Source organism: Caldimonas thermodepolymerans (assembly GCF_015476235.1).
Lineage (GTDB): Bacteria > Pseudomonadota > Gammaproteobacteria > Burkholderiales > Burkholderiaceae_C > Caldimonas > Caldimonas thermodepolymerans.
Map to the genome: position 1 here is coordinate 2,924,358 of NZ_CP064338.1, position 16,488 is coordinate 2,940,845.

The window sequence follows — 16,488 nt, forward strand, 5'->3', positions numbered from 1 at the left end:
CGTCCCGCTTCGTTGCACCATCAGGAATCGCGCATGAAGCTGTCCGCCCATCTTTCGATCAGAGCCCGCCTCTACTTCAGCACCGCCTTCGCGCTGGTGCTCCTGACCCTGATCGGGTTGATGGGCTCGATGTCGCTCGGCAGCACCCGCGAGACGCTGGACGACCTGCTCGGCCACAAGGTCGGCGCGATGGTCGAGGCCGACGGGGTGCGCTCGCTGATGTCCGAGGTCCGGCGCCTCGAGAAGGACATCATCATCGACCACAACAACGCGGCCAAGGTCGCGGACCTGAAGGACCAGTGGCAGCAGGCGTCGGCGCAGGCCCATGCCCGCCTCGAGAAGCTGCTCGGCCAGCTGGCCAACCCGCGCGACCTCGAGCTGGCACGGCAGGCGCAGGTCGCCCTGAAGGAATATGAGCAGGGCATCGCGCCGATCATCGAGCAGATCGAGCGCGCCCAGCTGGACGGCGCCGCCGCCGGTGCCTACGCCGACCGCCTGAAGGAGCATGTCGAGGCGGCCGACCGCGACATGAGCGCGCTGGTGGCCGCGCTGCGCCAGGAGATGGAAGCCTCGAAGGCGGAACTCGAGGCCAGCACCGGGCGGCTGTCGCAGCTGCTGGTCGGCGCGGTCGTCGTCGCGCTGCTCGTGATGGTGCCGCTGACCGTCTTCACGGTGCGCAGCATCGCCGGCTCGGTGCTGCGCGCCCGCGACCTCGCCGCGCGCATCGCCCAGGGCGACCTGTCGCAGGACATCGTCGCGGCCCAGCGCGACGAGATCGGGCAGCTGGTCGCCTCGATGGCGGCCATGCAGCAGTCGCTGCGCACGCTGGTCGGCCAGGTGCGCGACGCCACCGGCAACATCACCAGCGCCTCGACCGAGATCGCCACCGGCAACCAGGACCTGTCCTCGCGCACCGAGCAGACCGCCTCCAGCCTGCAGCAGACCGCCGCCTCCATGGAGCAGCTCACCAGCGCCGTCAAGCAGTCCGCCGACGCCGCGCGCCAGGCCAACCAGCTGGCCGCCTCCGCCAGCGAGGTCGCCGCCAAGGGCGGTGCGGTCGCCGCCGAGGTGGTCACCACCATGGACGAGATCAACGCCGCCTCCAGGAAGATCGCCGACATCATCGGCGTCATCGACGGCATCGCCTTCCAGACCAACATCCTCGCCCTCAACGCCGCGGTCGAAGCCGCCCGCGCCGGCGAGCAGGGCCGTGGCTTCGCGGTCGTCGCCGGCGAAGTGCGCAACCTCGCCCAGCGCTCCGCGCAGGCGGCCAAGGAGATCAAGACCCTCATCGGCGCCTCGGTCGAGAAGGTCGAATCCGGCTCCAAGCTGGTGCAGTCGGCCGGCCAGACCATGAACGAGATCGTCGCCTCGGTGCAGCGCGTCACCGACATCATCGGCGAGATCAGCGCGGCAGCTGCCGAGCAGAGCGCCGGCATCGGCCAGGTCAACGTCGCGGTCACGCAGCTCGACGAGATGACGCAGCAGAACGCCGCGCTGGTCGAGGAGTCGGCCGCCGCCGCCGAGAGCCTCAAGCAGCAGGCGCAGCGCCTGGCGGAACTGGTGGGCACCTTCCGGCTGGACCAGCACGATGCCGGGCGCCTGGCGCAGCAGGCCATCGAACGCGCCCGCACGCAAGCCGCCCCGGCGCCCGTGCCTCAAGCCGCCGCGCCCGCGGCTGCACCGGCCGCCCCGGCAGCGGCCAAGCCGGAGCCAGGGCGCGCCGCAGCCCCCGCCGCCGCCTCCACCGCGGACGACGACTGGACGACCTTCTGAGGCCCGCGGCCAACCCCCTGGTGGTTTCCCGGCCTTCCCCGGTTCCGGGGTTGGGCCTCGCGCGGTTCGCGACCTACGCTAGGTCGTGCACCCTGAACGTGGCGTATGCCGCAACGAGGCCCGCTGTTACCGGGCCGGTGGTTCACAGCGGCAGGCCGCGTACGGTGTAATGCGCCGACCGGACCGCTGCCATGTCACACGCCCGCCCGTCTCCGTCGCCCCGCTCGCTGCCGCTCGTGGCGCTCGGGGTGGCGCTGTGCGGCACGCCGGGATTCGCTACCGCGCAGGCCGGCCTGCCGCCGGACGACGTGCAGCAGATCGCCCCCGGCGGCTGCCAGATCGACAGCTGGTATGCCCACGCCAGCGGGGCCCACGCGTGGATGTCGTTGCCCGCGTGCAGCAAGGCCCAGCCGGTGCGCCTGGGCGCGTTCCTGCAGCCGCTGACCCAGGTCCGCGAAGGCAACTGGGGCCTGGGGGCCGCGGCCCGCTTCACCGACGGCGACTGGCGGCTCGGCCCGGCCCGCTGGGGCCTCAAGGTCGCCGCGTTCACCCAGCGCCTGGCCGACCTCGGCCGCATGCAGATGGAGCATGCGACGCTCACCGCGCTCAGCTCGCTGGGCCTGCCCGCGGGCATGTCGCTGCGGCTGAACCTGGGCCCGCGCCACCATGTCGAGACGCGCGAGACCACCACCCTGCTGGACGCGGCGCTGGCCTGGTCGCCGCACAACCGGTTCTCCTTCTCGGGCGAACTGCACGCCACCGACCGCACGCCGACGGTGCAGTCACTGGGCACCCGGCTCTGGCTGATCCCCGGCCGGCTGGGGCTGCAGCTCAACGCCGGCCGCACGCTCGGCAGCGAGGCCTCCGAGGTGTATTCGCTGCAACTGCACTGGCATTTCCTCGAGCGCAAGCCCGCGCACTGAACGTGCCATCTGGTACCGGCGCTCAAGAACTTCCCGGCCCGGCCGATATCCCGGAGTGACGACGCTCGCCGTTGAGCGCCGCAACACTGCCCAGAGTTCCGACCGTCATGAGCGCCGTGCTCCCCTCCGCCGCGGCGGCCTCGCCCGCCGTGGCCGACCCCGTGATCCAGGAGTTCGCCTTCGACAAGGCGGACTTCGAACGCGTGCGGCAACTGATCCACCAGCGCGCCGGCATCAGCCTGCACGCCGGCAAGCAGGCCATGGTCTACAGCCGCCTGTCGCGCCGGCTGCGCGAGACCGGACACCGCAGCTTTGCCGACTACCTGCACTGGCTGGAAAAGGGTGCGGGCGCGCAGGCCGAGGCGGAATGGCAGGAGTTCGTCAACTGCCTGACCACCAACCTGACCGCCTTCTTCCGCGAGGAGCACCATTTCCGCCTGCTGGCCGAGGAGCTGCGCCGGCGCGGCCCGCACCACCCGATCCACATCTGGTGCAACGCGGCCTCCACCGGCGAGGAGCCGTACTCGATCGCGATGACCGTGGTCGACACGCTGGGACACGACGCGCCGGTGCGCATCCTGGCCAGCGACATCGACACCCGGGTGCTGGCCACCGCCAGCCGCGGCATCTACGAGGCAGAATCTCGCGGCCTGACGCCGGAGCTGCTCAAGCGCCACTTCCTGCGCGGCACCGGCCGCAACACCGGGCGCATCCGCGTCAAGCCGGAGCTGGCGCGGCTGGTCGAGTTCCGCACCTTCAACCTGACCTCGCCGGTCTGGTCGCTCGGCTCGCGCTTCGACTTCGTGTTCTGCCGCAACGTGATGATCTACTTCGACGCGCCGACGCAGCGGCGCGTGCTCGAGCGCATCCATGCCGTGATGGAGCCACAGGGGCTGCTGTTCGTCGGCCACTCCGAGAACTTCACCGATGCGCGCCAGCTGTTCCGCCTGCGCGGCAAGACGGTCTACCAGCGGCTGTGAGGCCCGTCGCTCAAGTGCAGCCGCCTACCGGACGATAAGACCCTCATGCTCGACACCGCACGCCCCCGCAGCAGCAGCCTCCAGGGCCCCGGGGGGGCGACCTCCACCGAGCGCCTGGAACGCCTCAAGGCCCGCCCGCGCAAGCCGGGCGAGGCCTCGTTCTTCTTCTACGACACGCATTTCCGCTGCGAGGCCGTCAAGGTGCTGCCGGGCGAGTACTTCGTGCACGACGAGGACATCGTCATCCTGACCACGCTCGGTTCCTGCATTGCCGCCTGCCTGTGGGACCGCAACCTGCGCGTCGGCGGCATGAACCACTTCATGCTGCCCGACGGCATCGGCGCGCAGGACTCGGGCCGCTACGGCTCCTACGCGATGGAACTGCTGATCAACGAGCTGATGAAGCTCGGCGCCACGCGCAGCTCGCTGGAGGCCAAGGTGTTCGGCGGCGGCCAGGTCATCAGCGGCATGAACAGCCTCAACGTCGGCCAGCGCAACACGGACTTCGTGATCGACTACCTGAAGACCGAGCGCATCCCCATCGTGTCCAAGGACGTGCTCGACATCTACCCCCGCAAGGTCTGCTTCTTCCCGGCCAGTGGCAAGGCCATGGTCAAGCGCCTGAGCACCAGCAACCCCGAAGCGCTGCTCGCCCAGGACCGGGCCGCCGGCCAGCGCATCATCCCGCCCGCCAGCGGCGCCGGCACGGTGGACCTGTTCTGAACCGGAATCCGAGGAGGACCTTCGCCCATGTCCAAGATCCGCGTCGTGGTCGTCGATGATTCGGCCCTGGTGCGCAGCCTGCTCACCGAGATCATCAACCGCCAGCCCGACATGGAATGCATCGGTGCGGCCAGCGACCCTTACGTCGCGCGCGAGATGATCCGCAACCTCAACCCCGACGTCATCACGCTGGACGTGGAAATGCCGCGCATGGACGGCATCGACTTCCTGTCCAAGCTGATGCGCCTGCGCCCGATGCCGGTGGTGATGGTCTCGACCCTGACCGAGCAGGGCGCCGACGTCACGCTGCGCGCGCTGGAGCTCGGCGCGGTGGACTTCGTCGCCAAGCCCAAGATCGGCATCGCCAACGGCCTGCAGCTGCTCGCGCAGGAGATCACCGAGAAGATCCGCATCGCCGCCAAGGCGCGCATCAGCAAGCCGGCCCAGCCCGTCGCCGCGGTCACCGGCAACACCCCTGTGGCCGTGCCGGCCAGCATCGGGCGGCTGTCGACCGAGAAGATCATCTTCATCGGCGCGTCCACCGGCGGCACCGAAGCCACCCGCGAGGTGCTGACCGCGCTGCCGGCCGACGCCCCCGCGGTGTGCATCACGCAGCACATGCCGCCCGGGTTCACGCGCAGCTACGCCGCACGCCTGGACGGGCTGTGCCGCATCGCGGTCAAGGAAGCCGAGGACGGCGAACGCATCCTGCCCGGCCACGCCTACATCGCGCCGGGCGGCCGCCACTTCTGCGTCGAGCGCAGCGGCGCCAACTACATCGCCCGCGTGTACGACGGCGAGCCGGTCAACCGGCACCGCCCCTCGGTCGAAGTGCTGTTCCTGTCGGCCGCGCGGGTCGTGGGCCCCAACGCGATCGGCATCATGCTGACCGGCATGGGCGCCGACGGCGCGAAGGCGATGAAGGCGATGCGCGATGCCGGCGCCTACAACTACGCGCAGGACGAGGCCACCTCGGTGGTGTTCGGCATGCCGCGCGAGGCCATCCAGGCGGGCGCCGCGCACGAGGTGCTGCCACTCAAGCAGATCGCGCCGCACCTGATCGAGCGGCTGCGCAGCACCGCCGGCCCCAGCCTGAACCGGGTGTAGGGCCTCAGCCCCGCCGCACCGCCTCGCACAGCGCGGCCAGCTCCCCCGGCGAGACGGGTTTCTGCAGCAGGCGCTCCATCCCCGCGGCCAGCGCCAGCGGCGCATCGTCGGTGTCGGCGCTGGTGCCCACCAGCCGCACCGCCGTCCCGCCCGGCTCGGCCCGCAGCGCGCGGGCGAACGCGTAGCCGTCCATGCGCGGCATGCGGCAGTCCGTGATCACCAGCCGGTGGCGGTGTTCGCGCCATGCCTGCAGCGCCTCCTCGCCGTCCTCGGCGATGTCGACCAGGCAGCCGCAGGCTTCCAGGTGCGCGCTGAGCAGCACCTGCTGCACGCGGTCGTCCTCGGCCACCAGCACGCGCAAGGGTTGCAGCCCGCCTGCCGCGGCCGTGTCCGGGTTCAGGGGGGCACGGACGACACCGGAAGGCACGGCAGGACGCTCCTGATCGGGGTGGCTGGAAGATGAAGATGCCGCCATGCTGCCATGGGCAGCCGGCGCTGGAAACCCCGGCCTTCCCGGCCGCTTCAGTCGGCCTCCGGTAGGAACAGCGCCTGCAAGTCGCTGAGGAAGTCGAAGCCGCGCGCGGTGGGCCAGACGCGCTGCCAGTCCCGCTCGATGAAGCCCAGTCGCTCGGCCTCGTCCAGCGCCGCGGCGATCGCCGACAGCGGCAGCCCGGTGCGCTCGGTGAAGCGCGCCAGCTCGAAGCCTTCCTTCAGGCGCAGCGCGTTGAGCATGAACTCGAACGGCAGGTCCGCGCGCGCCACCTCGTGCTCCTGCGCCACCGCGTCGCCGGCCAGCGCGGCTTCCATGTAGCGCGCCGGCTCGCGGAAGCGCACCTGGCGCAGCACCCGGTGCGGGAAGCTCAGCTTGCCGTGCGCGCCGGCGCCGATGCCGAGGTAGTCGCCGAAGCGCCAGTAGTTGAGGTTGTGCGCGCAGGCATGCCCCGGCCGCGCGTAAGCCGAGACCTCGTAGCGCTGCAGGCCGGCCGCCGCGGTCAGCCCGGTGATGCGGTCGAGCATCTCGAAGGCCGTGTCGTCGTCCGGCACCGCGGGCGGGTACTTGGCGAAGTAGGTGTTCGGCTCCAGCGTCAGGTGGTAGACCGACAGGTGCGGCGGCGCGAAGGCCAGCGCCTGGCGCAGGTCGGCCTCGCACTGCGCCACGCTCTGCCCCGGCAGCGCGTACATCAGGTCCAGGTTGTAGGTCTCGAAGCAGGCGCGCGCCTCCTCGACGGCCGCGATCGCCTGGGCCCGGTCGTGCACCCGGCCGAGCGCGCGCAGCTTCTCGTCGTCGAAGCTCTGTACCCCGATCGACAGGCGCGTCACCCCCGCCTCACGGTAGCCGCGGAAGCGGTCGCGCTCGAAGGTGCCCGGGTTGGCCTCCAGCGTGATCTCGCAGCCCGGCTCCAGCGGCAGGCGGGCGCGGATGTCGGCCAGCAACCGGTCGATCGCCTCGGGCGAGAACAGGCTGGGCGTGCCGCCACCGATGAACACCGTCTGGATGCGCCGCCCCCACACCAGCGGCAGCGCAGCCTCCAGGTCGGCGCGCAACGCGTCCAGGTAGCGGGCCTCGGGCAGCCCGTCCCGGGCCGGCGCCGCCCCCTCGGCGACCACCGGCGGCAGGCCGCCGGCCGGGCGCGGGCCGCGCAGCTCGTGCGAGTTGAAGTCGCAGTACGGGCACTTCTTCAGGCACCATGGCACGTGCACGTAGAGCGACAGCGGCGGCAGCGCGCCCAGCTGCAGCGTGCCGGGCCGGAGATGGGTCTCGGGGGCGGAAGCCATCGCGGGTCAGCCCAGGCGCCAGACCTCGCGCATCAGCTGCAGCATCTGGCGTGCGGCCTGGGCGCGGTGGCTGAGCCGGTTCTTCTCCTGCGCGTCGAGCTCGGCCACGGTGCGGCCCAGTTCCGGGATGTACATCAGCGGGTCGTAGCCGAAGCCGCCCTCGCCGCGCAGCCCGGCCAGCACCTCGCCGTGCCAGCGGCCCATCGCGACGAGCGGCTCGGGGTCGTCGGCCGCGCGCAGCGCGACGAGGACGCTGACGAAGCGCGCGCGGCGGTCGCTGCGGCCTTCGAGCTGCTTCAGCAGCACGCTGTTGTTCTCGGCGTCGTCCTTCGCGCCGCCGAACAGCGTCGCGTAGCGCGCCGACAGCACCCCGGGCGCGCCGCCCAGGGCGTCGACGCACAGGCCGGAATCGTCGGCGATCGCCGGCCCGCCGCAGGCCGCGGCCGCGTGGCGCGCCTTGGCCAGCGCGTTCTCCACGAAGGTGCCGTGCGGCTCCTCGGCCTCGCCGATGCCCAGCGCCCCCTGCGCGACCAGCTCGACGCCCAGCGGCGCGAACAGCGCCTGCATCTCCGCCAGCTTCTTGGCGTTGTTGGAGGCCAGCACCAGGCGCACGCTCAGCCCTCCAGCGCCGCCTTCTGCGCGGCGATCAGTTCGCGGATGCCCTTCTCGCCCAACGCGAGCAGCGCGTCCATCTCGGCGCGCGAGAACGGCACGCCCTCGGCCGTGCCCTGGATCTCGACGAAGCCGCCGGAGCCGGTCATCACCAGGTTCATGTCGGTGTCGCAGGACGAGTCCTCGACATACTCCAGGTCCAGCAGCGGCACGCCCTGCACGATGCCGACGGACACCGCGGCCACCGCGTCGCGGATCGGCGACTCGTCGATCAGCCCCAGGTCGAGCAGCTTGGTCACGGCGTCGTGTGCCGCGACCCAGGCGCCGGTGATCGCCGCGGTGCGCGTGCCGCCGTCGGCCTGGATCACGTCGCAGTCGAGCTGGATGGTGCGCTCGCCCAGCTTGGCCAGGTCGAACACCGCGCGCAGCGAGCGCCCAATCAGGCGCTGGATCTCCTGCGTGCGGCCGCTCTGCTTGCCCTTGGCGGCCTCGCGGTCGGTGCGGGTGTGGGTCGAGCGCGGCAGCATGCCGTACTCGGCCGTCACCCAGCCCTCGCCGCTGCCGCGCTTGTGCGGCGGCACGCGCTCCTCGACCGAGGCCGTGCACAGCACGCGGGTGTCGCCGAACTCGATCAGCACCGACCCTTCGGCGTGGCGCGTGTAGTTGCGGGTGATGCGCACGGGGCGCAAGGCATCGGGCGCGCGGCCCTGGCTGCGGAGGTAGGTGGTCATCTGGGAAATCTGCAAGGAAACGGAACGCGGGGCGCCTGCATGCGCCCCGCCACGGCCGTACATGCTACGGCTTCTTCTGTTGCGAGGAGCGCTTGATGGCCTCGTTGATCTCGCGGATCGAGCGCTCGATCTCGGCCTCGTCGAGGTCGTCCGGCTCCTGGCCAAGCACGCTGGCCTGGATCGTCGAGGCGAACACCTCCTCGCCGAGCGTCTGGGTCGAGATGGCCTTGGTGGAATCGTAGTCCTCCGACGATTCCCACTCCACCGCCAGCACGGTCACGTTGTCGCTCTTGCTGCCCGCGCGGCGCAGCGCCTGCTCGACCAGTTCGGGCACGGCGTCCGAGATCGGGCGGGTGGCCATCTGCTCGGTGATGACCTGGTCCGGCACCGAGCTCCACAGGCCGTCCGAGCACAGCATGATGCGGTCGCCCGACTGCAGCAGCATCGGCCCGACCGCGTCGACCACCGGCTTGCCCGGGCTGCCCAGGCAGGTGAACAGCACGTTGCGGTTGAACTTCTCGCCCAGCGGCACGACCCCGTTCAGCGTCTCCTGCAGCTCGGAATAGGAATGGTCGCGGGTGCGCGCGATCAGCTTGTCGCCGCGCACGAGGTACAGCCGCGAATCGCCGCAGTGCGCCCAGTAGGCGGCGCCGTTCTGCAGCACGCAGGCGACCACGGTGGTGCGCGGGGTGTCGATCAGCGCCTTCTCCGTGGCGTAGCGCAGCAGCTGGTGGTGGCCCGCGATGATCGCGTCGTGCAGGAAGCGCACCGGATCCTTGAGCGCCGGCCGGGCGTCGCGCTGGAACAACGCTGCCATGGTCTGCAGCGCGATCTGGGACGCCACCTCGCCTTCCGGGTGTCCGCCCATGCCGTCGGCCAGCGCGAACAGGCCGGCGTCGCGCGTGTAGCAATAGCCCATGCGGTCTTCGTTCTTCTCGCGACCGCCCTTGCGGCTGACCTGGTAAACCGAGAACCTCATCGTGCGTCTCCTGGCGCCTCGGTCAGCAGGATACATGCCACGCCCGTTCCCGGCATCCCCTCGCGTCATCCCGGGCTGCCGGCACGCAAGGCAGGAGCGCGAAGGCGTGGAAGGCAGGCATCGGAACTCCGTCGCTCGGGGGGGGGATCAGGCCTGCTTGCCGCCCTTGAGGTTCTCCAGCTGCAGTTTCAGGCGCTCGCTGAAGCTGAGCTTGGTGTAGCGGCGCTCGGTCTCGCGCGCCAGCTCCTTCTGCAGCGCGAACACGCTCTGCGGGCGCGACAGCGGATCGAGCGCCATGCACCACTCGGTCACCTCGATCAGGTTGTCCGAGTAGATGTTGCGCAGGCGGGACAGCGACAGCGTCAGGCGGTCCTTCTCGAGCCGCTGCGGTGCGTCGTTGGGCGGGTAGCCCTGCATGCAGGCGTAGATGCAGGCACCGATCGCGTAGATGTCGGTCCAGGGGCCGAGCGTGCCGTCGCGGCGGTACATCTCCGGCGCGGCGAAGCCCGGGGTGTACATCGGGCGGATGAAGTTGCCCTCCTTGCTCAGCACCTCGCGCGCCGCGCCGAAGTCCAGCAGCACCGCCTTGTTGTCGTTGGTGATGAAGATGTTGGCCGGCTTGATGTCCAGGTGCAGCATCTTGTGCTGGTGGACGATGCGCAGGCCGCGCAGGATCTCGTCGAACAGCGAGCGGATGGTCGACTCGCGGAACACCTTGTCGCGCTTGAGTTCGCGCGCGGTGACGATGAAGTCCTGCAGGGTGTCGCCCTGCAGGTAGTTCATCACCATGTAGACGGTCTCGTTCTCGCGGAAGAAGTTCAGCACCGAGACCACGCTGGGGTGCGAGATCTGCGCGAGCGACCGGCCTTCCTCGAAGAAGCTCTTCAGGCCCAGGCGGTACAGCGGTTGCTTTTCGGGCTTGACACGCGGCGTCAGTTCGCCGGGGGCGCGTTCGGCGAGCGAAGACGGCAGGTATTCCTTCAGCGCCACCAGGCGCTTGTCCTGGTCTTCGGCCAGATACACGACGCCAAAGCCACCGGCTGCCAGCTTCTTGATGATCTGATAACCGCCTACCACGGTGCCGGGAGGCAACGGGGAAGGTTTGGGCTTTGACATAATCGGATTTTGCAATGCGATAAGTGTCATGGCAGTTTACAGCATGACCGGGTACGCGAGCGCCGCCTCGCCTGCCCTGGTTTCCCCCAAAGACGAGGCCACGACCACCGCGCACGGCACCCCGCCCAAGGCCGGCGTGACCGTCGAGCTGCGCTCGGTCAACAGCCGCTTCCTGGACCTGACCTTCCGCATGCCGGACGAGCTGCGCGCGGTCGAGCCGGCCCTGCGCGAGCTGCTGACCGCCGCCTTCCGCCGCGGCAAGATCGAGCTGCGCCTGAACGCCCAGCGCGACGCCGACACCGCCCTGCCAGCCCCTCAGCCCGAGCAGCTGGGCCGGCTGGCCGGCGTGCAGGACACCGTGCGCGCCTGGCTGCCCCAGGCCCAGCTGCTGTCGGTCCACGAGGTGCTGCAGTGGTGCCGCGGCAGCGCCACCGGCGAGAAGCTCGACGAAGCCGCGATCGCCGCCACCCGCCGGTGCATCGCCGGCCTGGTCGAGGCCCGCGCCCGCGAGGGCGAGCGGCTGGTGGGCATCCTGATGGAGCGCATCGTCAAGCTGCGCGAGCTGGCGCAGCAGGCCCAGCCGCTGGTGCCGCAGGTGGTCGAGCGCCAGCAGCAGCGCTTCCTGGAACGCTGGCAGGCCGCGCTGGACACCGCCGGTGCGGGCCAGAGCCTCAGCGCCGAGGCGCTGCGTGAGCGCGCACTCAGCGAGGCGGCTGCCTACGCGCTGCGCATCGACGTCGCCGAGGAGCTGTCCCGCCTGGGGGCCCACCTGGACGAGATCGAGCGCCTGCTCAAGGTCGGCGGCGAGATCGGCAAGCGGCTCGACTTCCTGATCCAGGAGCTGCACCGCGAGGCCAACACGCTGGGCTCCAAGTCCGCGGCGCTCGAGCTGACGCAGATCTCGGTCGAAATGAAGGTCCTGATCGAGCAGATGCGCGAACAGGTCCAGAACATCGAATAAGCTCGCGAGATGGAATACCCCGGCAATCTCTTCGTGGTGGCCGCCCCGAGCGGCGCCGGCAAGTCCAGCCTCGTGAAGGCCCTGCTGGAGCTGGATTCCCGCCTGATGGTGTCGATCTCGCACACCACCCGCTCCCCGCGCGGGCAGGAGCAGAACGGCCGCGAATACTGGTTCGTCAGCGAGGAGGAATTCCGCGCGATGATCGACCGCGGCGACTTCTTCGAATGGGCCGAGGTGCACGGCAACCTGTACGGCACCTCCCGGGCCGGGATCGAGTCGCGCATGGCCGCCGGCGAGGACGTGATCCTGGAAATCGACTGGCAGGGCGCGCTGCAGATCAAGCGGCTGTTCCCGCACGCGGTGCTGATCTTCATCCTGCCGCCCAGCTACGACGAGCTGCTGCAGCGCCTGCAGCGCCGCGGCGAGGACGACCCGGAGGTGATCCAGACCCGCATGGCCAACGCCCGGATGGAAGTGGCCCAGGCCCGGCATTTCGACTTCGTTATAATCAATGCCTTGTTCGAGACGGCGCTTTTTGACCTGAAAGCGATCGTCCACGCACAGCGGCTCAAGTACGCCGCCCAGCGTCGAAGCAGGAAAGCCGTCTTCGACGCCCTCAACCTCAGTTGATTTCGCAAGGGCTGCCGCAAGGCGGCCCGGGGAGTGTTTTCCATGGCTCGCATCACGGTCGAAGACTGTCTGCAGAAGATCCCGAACCGGTTCCAGCTGGTGCTTGCCGCCACTTACCGCGCCCGCATGCTCAGCCAGGGCCACGCTCCGAAGATCGAGTCGAAGAACAAGCCGGCGGTGACGGCCCTGCGCGAAGTCGCCGCGGGCGAAGTCGGCCTGGAGATGCTGCGCAAGGTCCCGACCTGAGCCACAGGCGGTCCACCCCTGTTCCCGCCGGCCGGCCACGGCCGGCGCCGAGGCGCCCGAACCGTGGTTTCGGGCGTTTCAGCTTGTGGACTTGCATTCCGCGATAAAGTGGCGTCATGGTCGCCCAAGCTGCACCGAAAGCCGGTCCCCAGACGCCTGTCCCCGCCGAGGCTGACGGGCAAGTTCCCCGCATGGATGCGGCGGCGGCCTCCTTTGCCGCCCTGACCCACAAGCTCGACTACCTGGACCCGGCCGACATCAAGCGGGTCCGGGAAGCCTACAAGTTCGCCGACGAGGCCCACCTGGGCCAGTTCCGCGCCAGCGGCGAGCCCTACATCACCCACCCGATCGCGGTGGCCGGCCTGTGCGCCGACTGGAAGCTCGACGCCCAGGCCATCATGGCCGCGCTGATGCACGATGTGATGGAGGACACCGGCGCCACCAAGGTCGAGCTGATCGAGAAATTCGGCGCCCCGACCGCCGAGCTGGTCGACGGGCTGACCAAGCTGGACAAGCTGCAGTTCTCCACCCGCGAGGAATCGCAGGCCGAGTCCTTCCGCAAGATGCTGCTGGCGATGGCGCGTGACGTGCGCGTCGTGCTGATCAAGCTGGCCGACCGGCTGCACAACATGCGCACGATGGACGCGATGCCGCCGGCCAAGCGCTCGCGCATCGCCCGCGAGACGCTGGACATCTACGCGCCGATCGCCCACCGGCTGGGCCTGAACCAGGTCTACCGGGAGCTGCAGGAGCTGTGTTTCCAGTACCAGCTGCCGTGGCGCTTCGCGGCCCTGTCCAAGGCGGTCCAGAAGGCGCGCGGGCACCGCCGCGACATCGTCGATCGCATCCAGCAGGACGTCGAGCGCGCGTTCCGGGAGGCCAACCTCCAGGTGCAGATCCACGGGCGCGAGAAGACGCTCTACTCGATCTACACCAAGATGCGCGAGAAGCACCTGAGCTTCGCCCAGGTGAACGACATCTTCGGCTTCCGCATCGTCGTCTCGACGCTGCAGGAGTGCTACCTGGCGCTGGGCGTGCTGCACCAGCTGTACAAGCCCATGCCGGGGCGCTTCAAGGACTACATCGCCATCCCCAAGGCCAACGGCTACCAGTCGCTGCACACCACGCTGGTCAGCCCGCTGGGCACCGCGGTGGAGTTCCAGATCCGCACCGACGCGATGCACCTGGTCGCCGAGAAGGGCATCGCGGCGCACTGGCTCTACAAGGCCGCCGGCAGCGGCAACGTCACCGAGGCCCAGCGTGCCGGCGCCGTGTCGCTGCAGTCGCTGCTCGACATCCAGGACGAGACCCGCGACGCGGCCGAGTTCCTCGAGCACGTCAAGGTCGACCTGTTCCCGGACGCGGTGTACGTCTTCACGCCCAAGTCCAAGATCCTCGCGCTGCCGCGCGGCGCCACCCCGGTGGACTTCGCCTACGCGATCCACTCGGACATCGGCGACCACACCGTGGCGGCCAAGGTCAACGGCGAGCAGGTGGCGCTGCGCACCGAGCTGCGCAGCGGTGACGTGGTCGAGATCATTACCGCGCCGGTGTCGCGCCCCAACCCGGCCTGGCTGAATTTCGTGCGCACCGGCCGGGCGCGCTCCAAGATCCGCCACTACCTGAAGAACATGAAGCAGGAGGAATCGCTCGAGCTGGGCGAGAAGCTCCTGCACCAGGCCATGCGCGCCGAGGGCCTGCACCTGCCCGGCGGCGACGAGGCCAGCGGCGACCCGCACGACGTCTCGCTGTGGCAGAACCTGATCCGCTGGAGCGGCAACCGCACCCGGCGCGAGCTGCTGATCGACATCGGCATGGGCAAGAAAATCGCGACCATCGTCGCGAAGCGCCTGGCCAAGCTGATGGCCGAAGCCGGCGCCAAGCCCGACGCGCTGACGCTGTCCATGAACCGCTACCTGAGCGACGACAGCACCCCGTCGCAGGCCATGGTGACGATCGACGGCAGCGAGGGCGCCACCGTGCAGATGGCCACCTGCTGCCGCCCGATCCCGGGCGACGGCATCGTGGGCTACCTGGGCCGCGGCGAGGGCCTGGTGGTGCACACCGGCGAATGCCAGGTCGGCAAGCGCCTGTTCCAGCGCGACAGCGAACGCTGGATCGCGGTGGAATGGGCCGAGGAACTGCAGCGCCCGTTCGAGACCGCGGTCTCGGTGCTGGTGCAGAACGGCAAGGGTGTGCTGGCCAAGGTGGCCCAGGCGGTCAGCGAGGCCGAAGCCGACATCACCCACATCGACATGGGCCACGACCCCGGCCACGCCACGATGGAGCTCAAGCTCCTGTTGTCGGTGCACGACCGGGTGCACCTGGCCGACGTGCTGCGCACCCTCAAGCGCGCGCCGCTGGTGCTGCGCGCCCAGCGCATCAAGCCGCAGTGAGGCGAAGCCGCGCCACCCTGGCGGCGGCCTCTCAGGCCTGCGGCGGCGGGTAGCGCACCTCCAGCACCTCGAGCTTCTCCAGCCCGCCCGGCGTCATCAGCTGCACCTCGTCGCCCTCGCGCGCCTTGAGCAGCGCCCGCGCGATCGGCGAGATCCAGCTCACCTCCCCTTTCAGCGCGTCAGCCTCGTCGATGCCCTTGATCGTGATGGTGCGCTCCTCGCCGCGCGAGTTGGCATAGGTCACCGTGGCGCCGAAGAACACCTGGTCGTTGCCGTAGTGCACCGAGGGGTCGGCCACCTCGGCGATGTCCAGCCGCTTGGTCAGGAAGCGGATGCGCCGGTCGATCTCGCGCAGGCGCTTCTTGCCGTAGAGGTAGTCGCCGTTTTCCGAACGGTCGCCGTTGGACGCGGCCCAGGACACCACCTCGACCACCTTCGGGCGCTCCACGTCGATCAGGTGCATCAGCTCCTCGCGCAGGCGCCGGTAGCCCTCCGGCGTGATGTAGTTCTTCGTGCCGGCCGGCATCGCCGGCAGCGCCAGGTCGTCATCGTCGTCTTGGTCGGTTTCCTTCGTGAAAGCCTTGCTCATGGTCTTCCTCGGGGGCCCGCTCAGGCGCGGGACATCTGCATAGCATAGGCCCTGGCCTCGGCGACGATCCACTCGCGCAGCCGGGTCACCAGCGGGTCGCCGGCCTTGCGCTCGGGCGTCACCAGGTAGTAGGCCCGCTCGCCGCGCAGCGGCGCGTCGCAGGCGACGACCAGCTCGCCGCGCGCGAGTTCCGCCTCGATCAGCAGCGTGGGCATCAGCGCCAGCCCCATGCCGTGCGCGGCGGCCATCGCCAGCATCGAGAACAGCTCGTAGCGCGGCCCGGCGCTGTCGCGCGGGTGCTCGACGCCCTGCGCGGCGAACCAGTCGCGCCAGGCGCGCGGGCGGGTGCTCTGCTGCAGCAGCGGGAACGCCGTCAGCGCCTGCGGCGGCAGCGGCCCGCGGCCTCCGAGCAGCGCCGGGCTGCACACCGGCACCAGGTCCTCGCGCAGCAGCTCGGTCGCCTCGGTGCCCGGCCAGCTGGCCACCTGCTCGACGGTGCCGGCGTACAGCGCGGCGTCGAACTCGCCGTCGGAAAACAGGAACGGGCGCGTGCGCGTCTCCAGGTTCAGCACCAGGTCCGGGCAGGCCTGCGCCAGCCGCGGCAGGCGCGGGATCAGCCAGCGCGTCGCGAAGGTCGGCACCACGGCCACGTCCAGCGAGCCGCCGCCCGGATGCGCCATCAGCGCCTGCGTGTCGCGCTCGACCGCATCCAGCCGCTGGCCGATGCGCCGGCCGTAGGCAGCCCCGGCCTCGGTCAGCAGCACGCCGCGGCGCGTGCGCCGGAACAGCGGCACGCCCAGGTAGCGCTCCAGCGCCGCGATCTGCCGGCACACCGCGCTCTGGGTCAGCGCCAGCTCCTGCGCGGCCTTGGTGAAGCTCTCATGGCGCGCCGCGGCCTCGAAGCACACCAGCGCCTGGGTGCTGGGAATCCTGCGTCTCATTG

The 16,488-nt window shown here is 70.2% G+C and carries 17 protein-coding genes; 9 read left to right on the top strand and 8 right to left on the bottom strand.

Features of this window, described 5'->3' with window-relative positions; translation table 11 throughout:
- The first annotated feature begins 33 nt into the window (after positions 1 to 33).
- The 5 genes from IS481_RS13755 to IS481_RS13775 all read left to right on the top strand — a co-directional run bounded on the left by IS481_RS13755 (position 34) and on the right by IS481_RS13775 (position 5,509).
- Positions 34 to 1,776: a methyl-accepting chemotaxis protein gene (locus IS481_RS13755; RefSeq protein WP_194963303.1), complete on the top strand. Its 1,743-nt coding sequence runs from the start codon at positions 34 to 36 to the stop codon at positions 1,774 to 1,776.
- Between the two features lie 191 nt (positions 1,777 to 1,967).
- Positions 1,968 to 2,699 (top strand): hypothetical protein, encoded by a 732-nt coding sequence (locus tag IS481_RS13760; protein ID WP_132763886.1) that lies wholly within the window; start codon positions 1,968 to 1,970, stop codon positions 2,697 to 2,699.
- Between the two features lie 107 nt (positions 2,700 to 2,806).
- The gene (locus IS481_RS13765; protein WP_104358755.1) at positions 2,807 to 3,679 is read left to right on the top strand and encodes a CheR family methyltransferase; all 873 of its coding nucleotides are present in this window, start codon (positions 2,807 to 2,809) and stop codon (positions 3,677 to 3,679) included.
- 45 nt (positions 3,680 to 3,724) lie between these two features.
- A complete protein-coding gene (cheD, locus tag IS481_RS13770) occupies positions 3,725 to 4,402 on the top strand; it encodes a chemoreceptor glutamine deamidase CheD (RefSeq protein WP_104358754.1) in 678 nt (225 codons plus the stop codon).
- A 27-nt stretch (positions 4,403 to 4,429) separates the two neighbouring features.
- Positions 4,430 to 5,509 (top strand): protein-glutamate methylesterase/protein-glutamine glutaminase, encoded by a 1,080-nt coding sequence (locus tag IS481_RS13775; protein ID WP_104358753.1) that lies wholly within the window; start codon positions 4,430 to 4,432, stop codon positions 5,507 to 5,509.
- A 4-nt stretch (positions 5,510 to 5,513) separates the two neighbouring features.
- Here IS481_RS13775 and IS481_RS13780 read toward each other — a convergent pair whose 3' ends face one another.
- The 6 genes from IS481_RS13780 to IS481_RS13805 all read right to left on the bottom strand — a co-directional run bounded on the left by IS481_RS13780 (position 5,514) and on the right by IS481_RS13805 (position 10,723).
- Positions 5,514 to 5,936, bottom strand: coding sequence for a response regulator (locus tag IS481_RS13780; RefSeq protein ID WP_165908635.1), 423 nt, complete (start codon positions 5,934 to 5,936; stop codon positions 5,514 to 5,516).
- A 95-nt stretch (positions 5,937 to 6,031) separates the two neighbouring features.
- Positions 6,032 to 7,285: a radical SAM family heme chaperone HemW gene (hemW, locus tag IS481_RS13785; RefSeq protein WP_104358751.1), complete on the bottom strand. Its 1,254-nt coding sequence runs from the start codon at positions 7,283 to 7,285 to the stop codon at positions 6,032 to 6,034.
- Between the two features lie 6 nt (positions 7,286 to 7,291).
- Complete coding sequence (rdgB, locus tag IS481_RS13790; protein ID WP_194963304.1) at positions 7,292 to 7,897, bottom strand: RdgB/HAM1 family non-canonical purine NTP pyrophosphatase; 606 nt, start codon at positions 7,895 to 7,897, stop codon at positions 7,292 to 7,294.
- A 2-nt stretch (positions 7,898 to 7,899) separates the two neighbouring features.
- Entirely contained in the window at positions 7,900 to 8,628 is a 729-nt protein-coding gene (gene rph / locus IS481_RS13795; protein WP_104358750.1) for a ribonuclease PH, read from the bottom strand.
- Between the two features lie 64 nt (positions 8,629 to 8,692).
- The gene (locus IS481_RS13800) at positions 8,693 to 9,607 is read right to left on the bottom strand and encodes a PP2C family protein-serine/threonine phosphatase (protein WP_104358749.1); all 915 of its coding nucleotides are present in this window, start codon (positions 9,605 to 9,607) and stop codon (positions 8,693 to 8,695) included.
- Positions 9,608 to 9,754: 147 nt separating this feature from the next.
- Positions 9,755 to 10,723: a serine/threonine protein kinase gene (locus IS481_RS13805; RefSeq protein ID WP_104358748.1), complete on the bottom strand. Its 969-nt coding sequence runs from the start codon at positions 10,721 to 10,723 to the stop codon at positions 9,755 to 9,757.
- Positions 10,724 to 10,751: 28 nt separating this feature from the next.
- Between IS481_RS13805 and IS481_RS13810 the strand changes: the two genes are divergently transcribed.
- From IS481_RS13810 to IS481_RS13825, 4 genes are all read left to right on the top strand, one after another.
- A complete protein-coding gene (locus IS481_RS13810; protein WP_104358747.1) occupies positions 10,752 to 11,684 on the top strand; it encodes a YicC/YloC family endoribonuclease in 933 nt (310 codons plus the stop codon).
- Positions 11,685 to 11,693: 9 nt separating this feature from the next.
- Complete coding sequence (gmk, locus tag IS481_RS13815; RefSeq protein WP_104358746.1) at positions 11,694 to 12,314, top strand: guanylate kinase; 621 nt, start codon at positions 11,694 to 11,696, stop codon at positions 12,312 to 12,314.
- Between the two features lie 42 nt (positions 12,315 to 12,356).
- Positions 12,357 to 12,560 (top strand): DNA-directed RNA polymerase subunit omega, encoded by a 204-nt coding sequence (rpoZ, locus tag IS481_RS13820; protein WP_104358745.1) that lies wholly within the window; start codon positions 12,357 to 12,359, stop codon positions 12,558 to 12,560.
- A 191-nt stretch (positions 12,561 to 12,751) separates the two neighbouring features.
- Complete coding sequence (locus tag IS481_RS13825; protein ID WP_232529297.1) at positions 12,752 to 14,956, top strand: RelA/SpoT family protein; 2,205 nt, start codon at positions 12,752 to 12,754, stop codon at positions 14,954 to 14,956.
- A gap of 31 nt (positions 14,957 to 14,987) precedes the next feature.
- On the opposite strand, the gene greB is transcribed toward IS481_RS13825, so the two are convergent.
- Both greB and IS481_RS13835 read right to left on the bottom strand, forming a co-directional pair.
- Positions 14,988 to 15,545: a transcription elongation factor GreB gene (gene greB, locus IS481_RS13830; protein WP_104358743.1), complete on the bottom strand. Its 558-nt coding sequence runs from the start codon at positions 15,543 to 15,545 to the stop codon at positions 14,988 to 14,990.
- Between the two features lie 20 nt (positions 15,546 to 15,565).
- Positions 15,566 to 16,486: a LysR substrate-binding domain-containing protein gene (locus IS481_RS13835; protein WP_104358742.1), complete on the bottom strand. Its 921-nt coding sequence runs from the start codon at positions 16,484 to 16,486 to the stop codon at positions 15,566 to 15,568.
- Positions 16,487 to 16,488 lie beyond the last annotated feature (2 nt).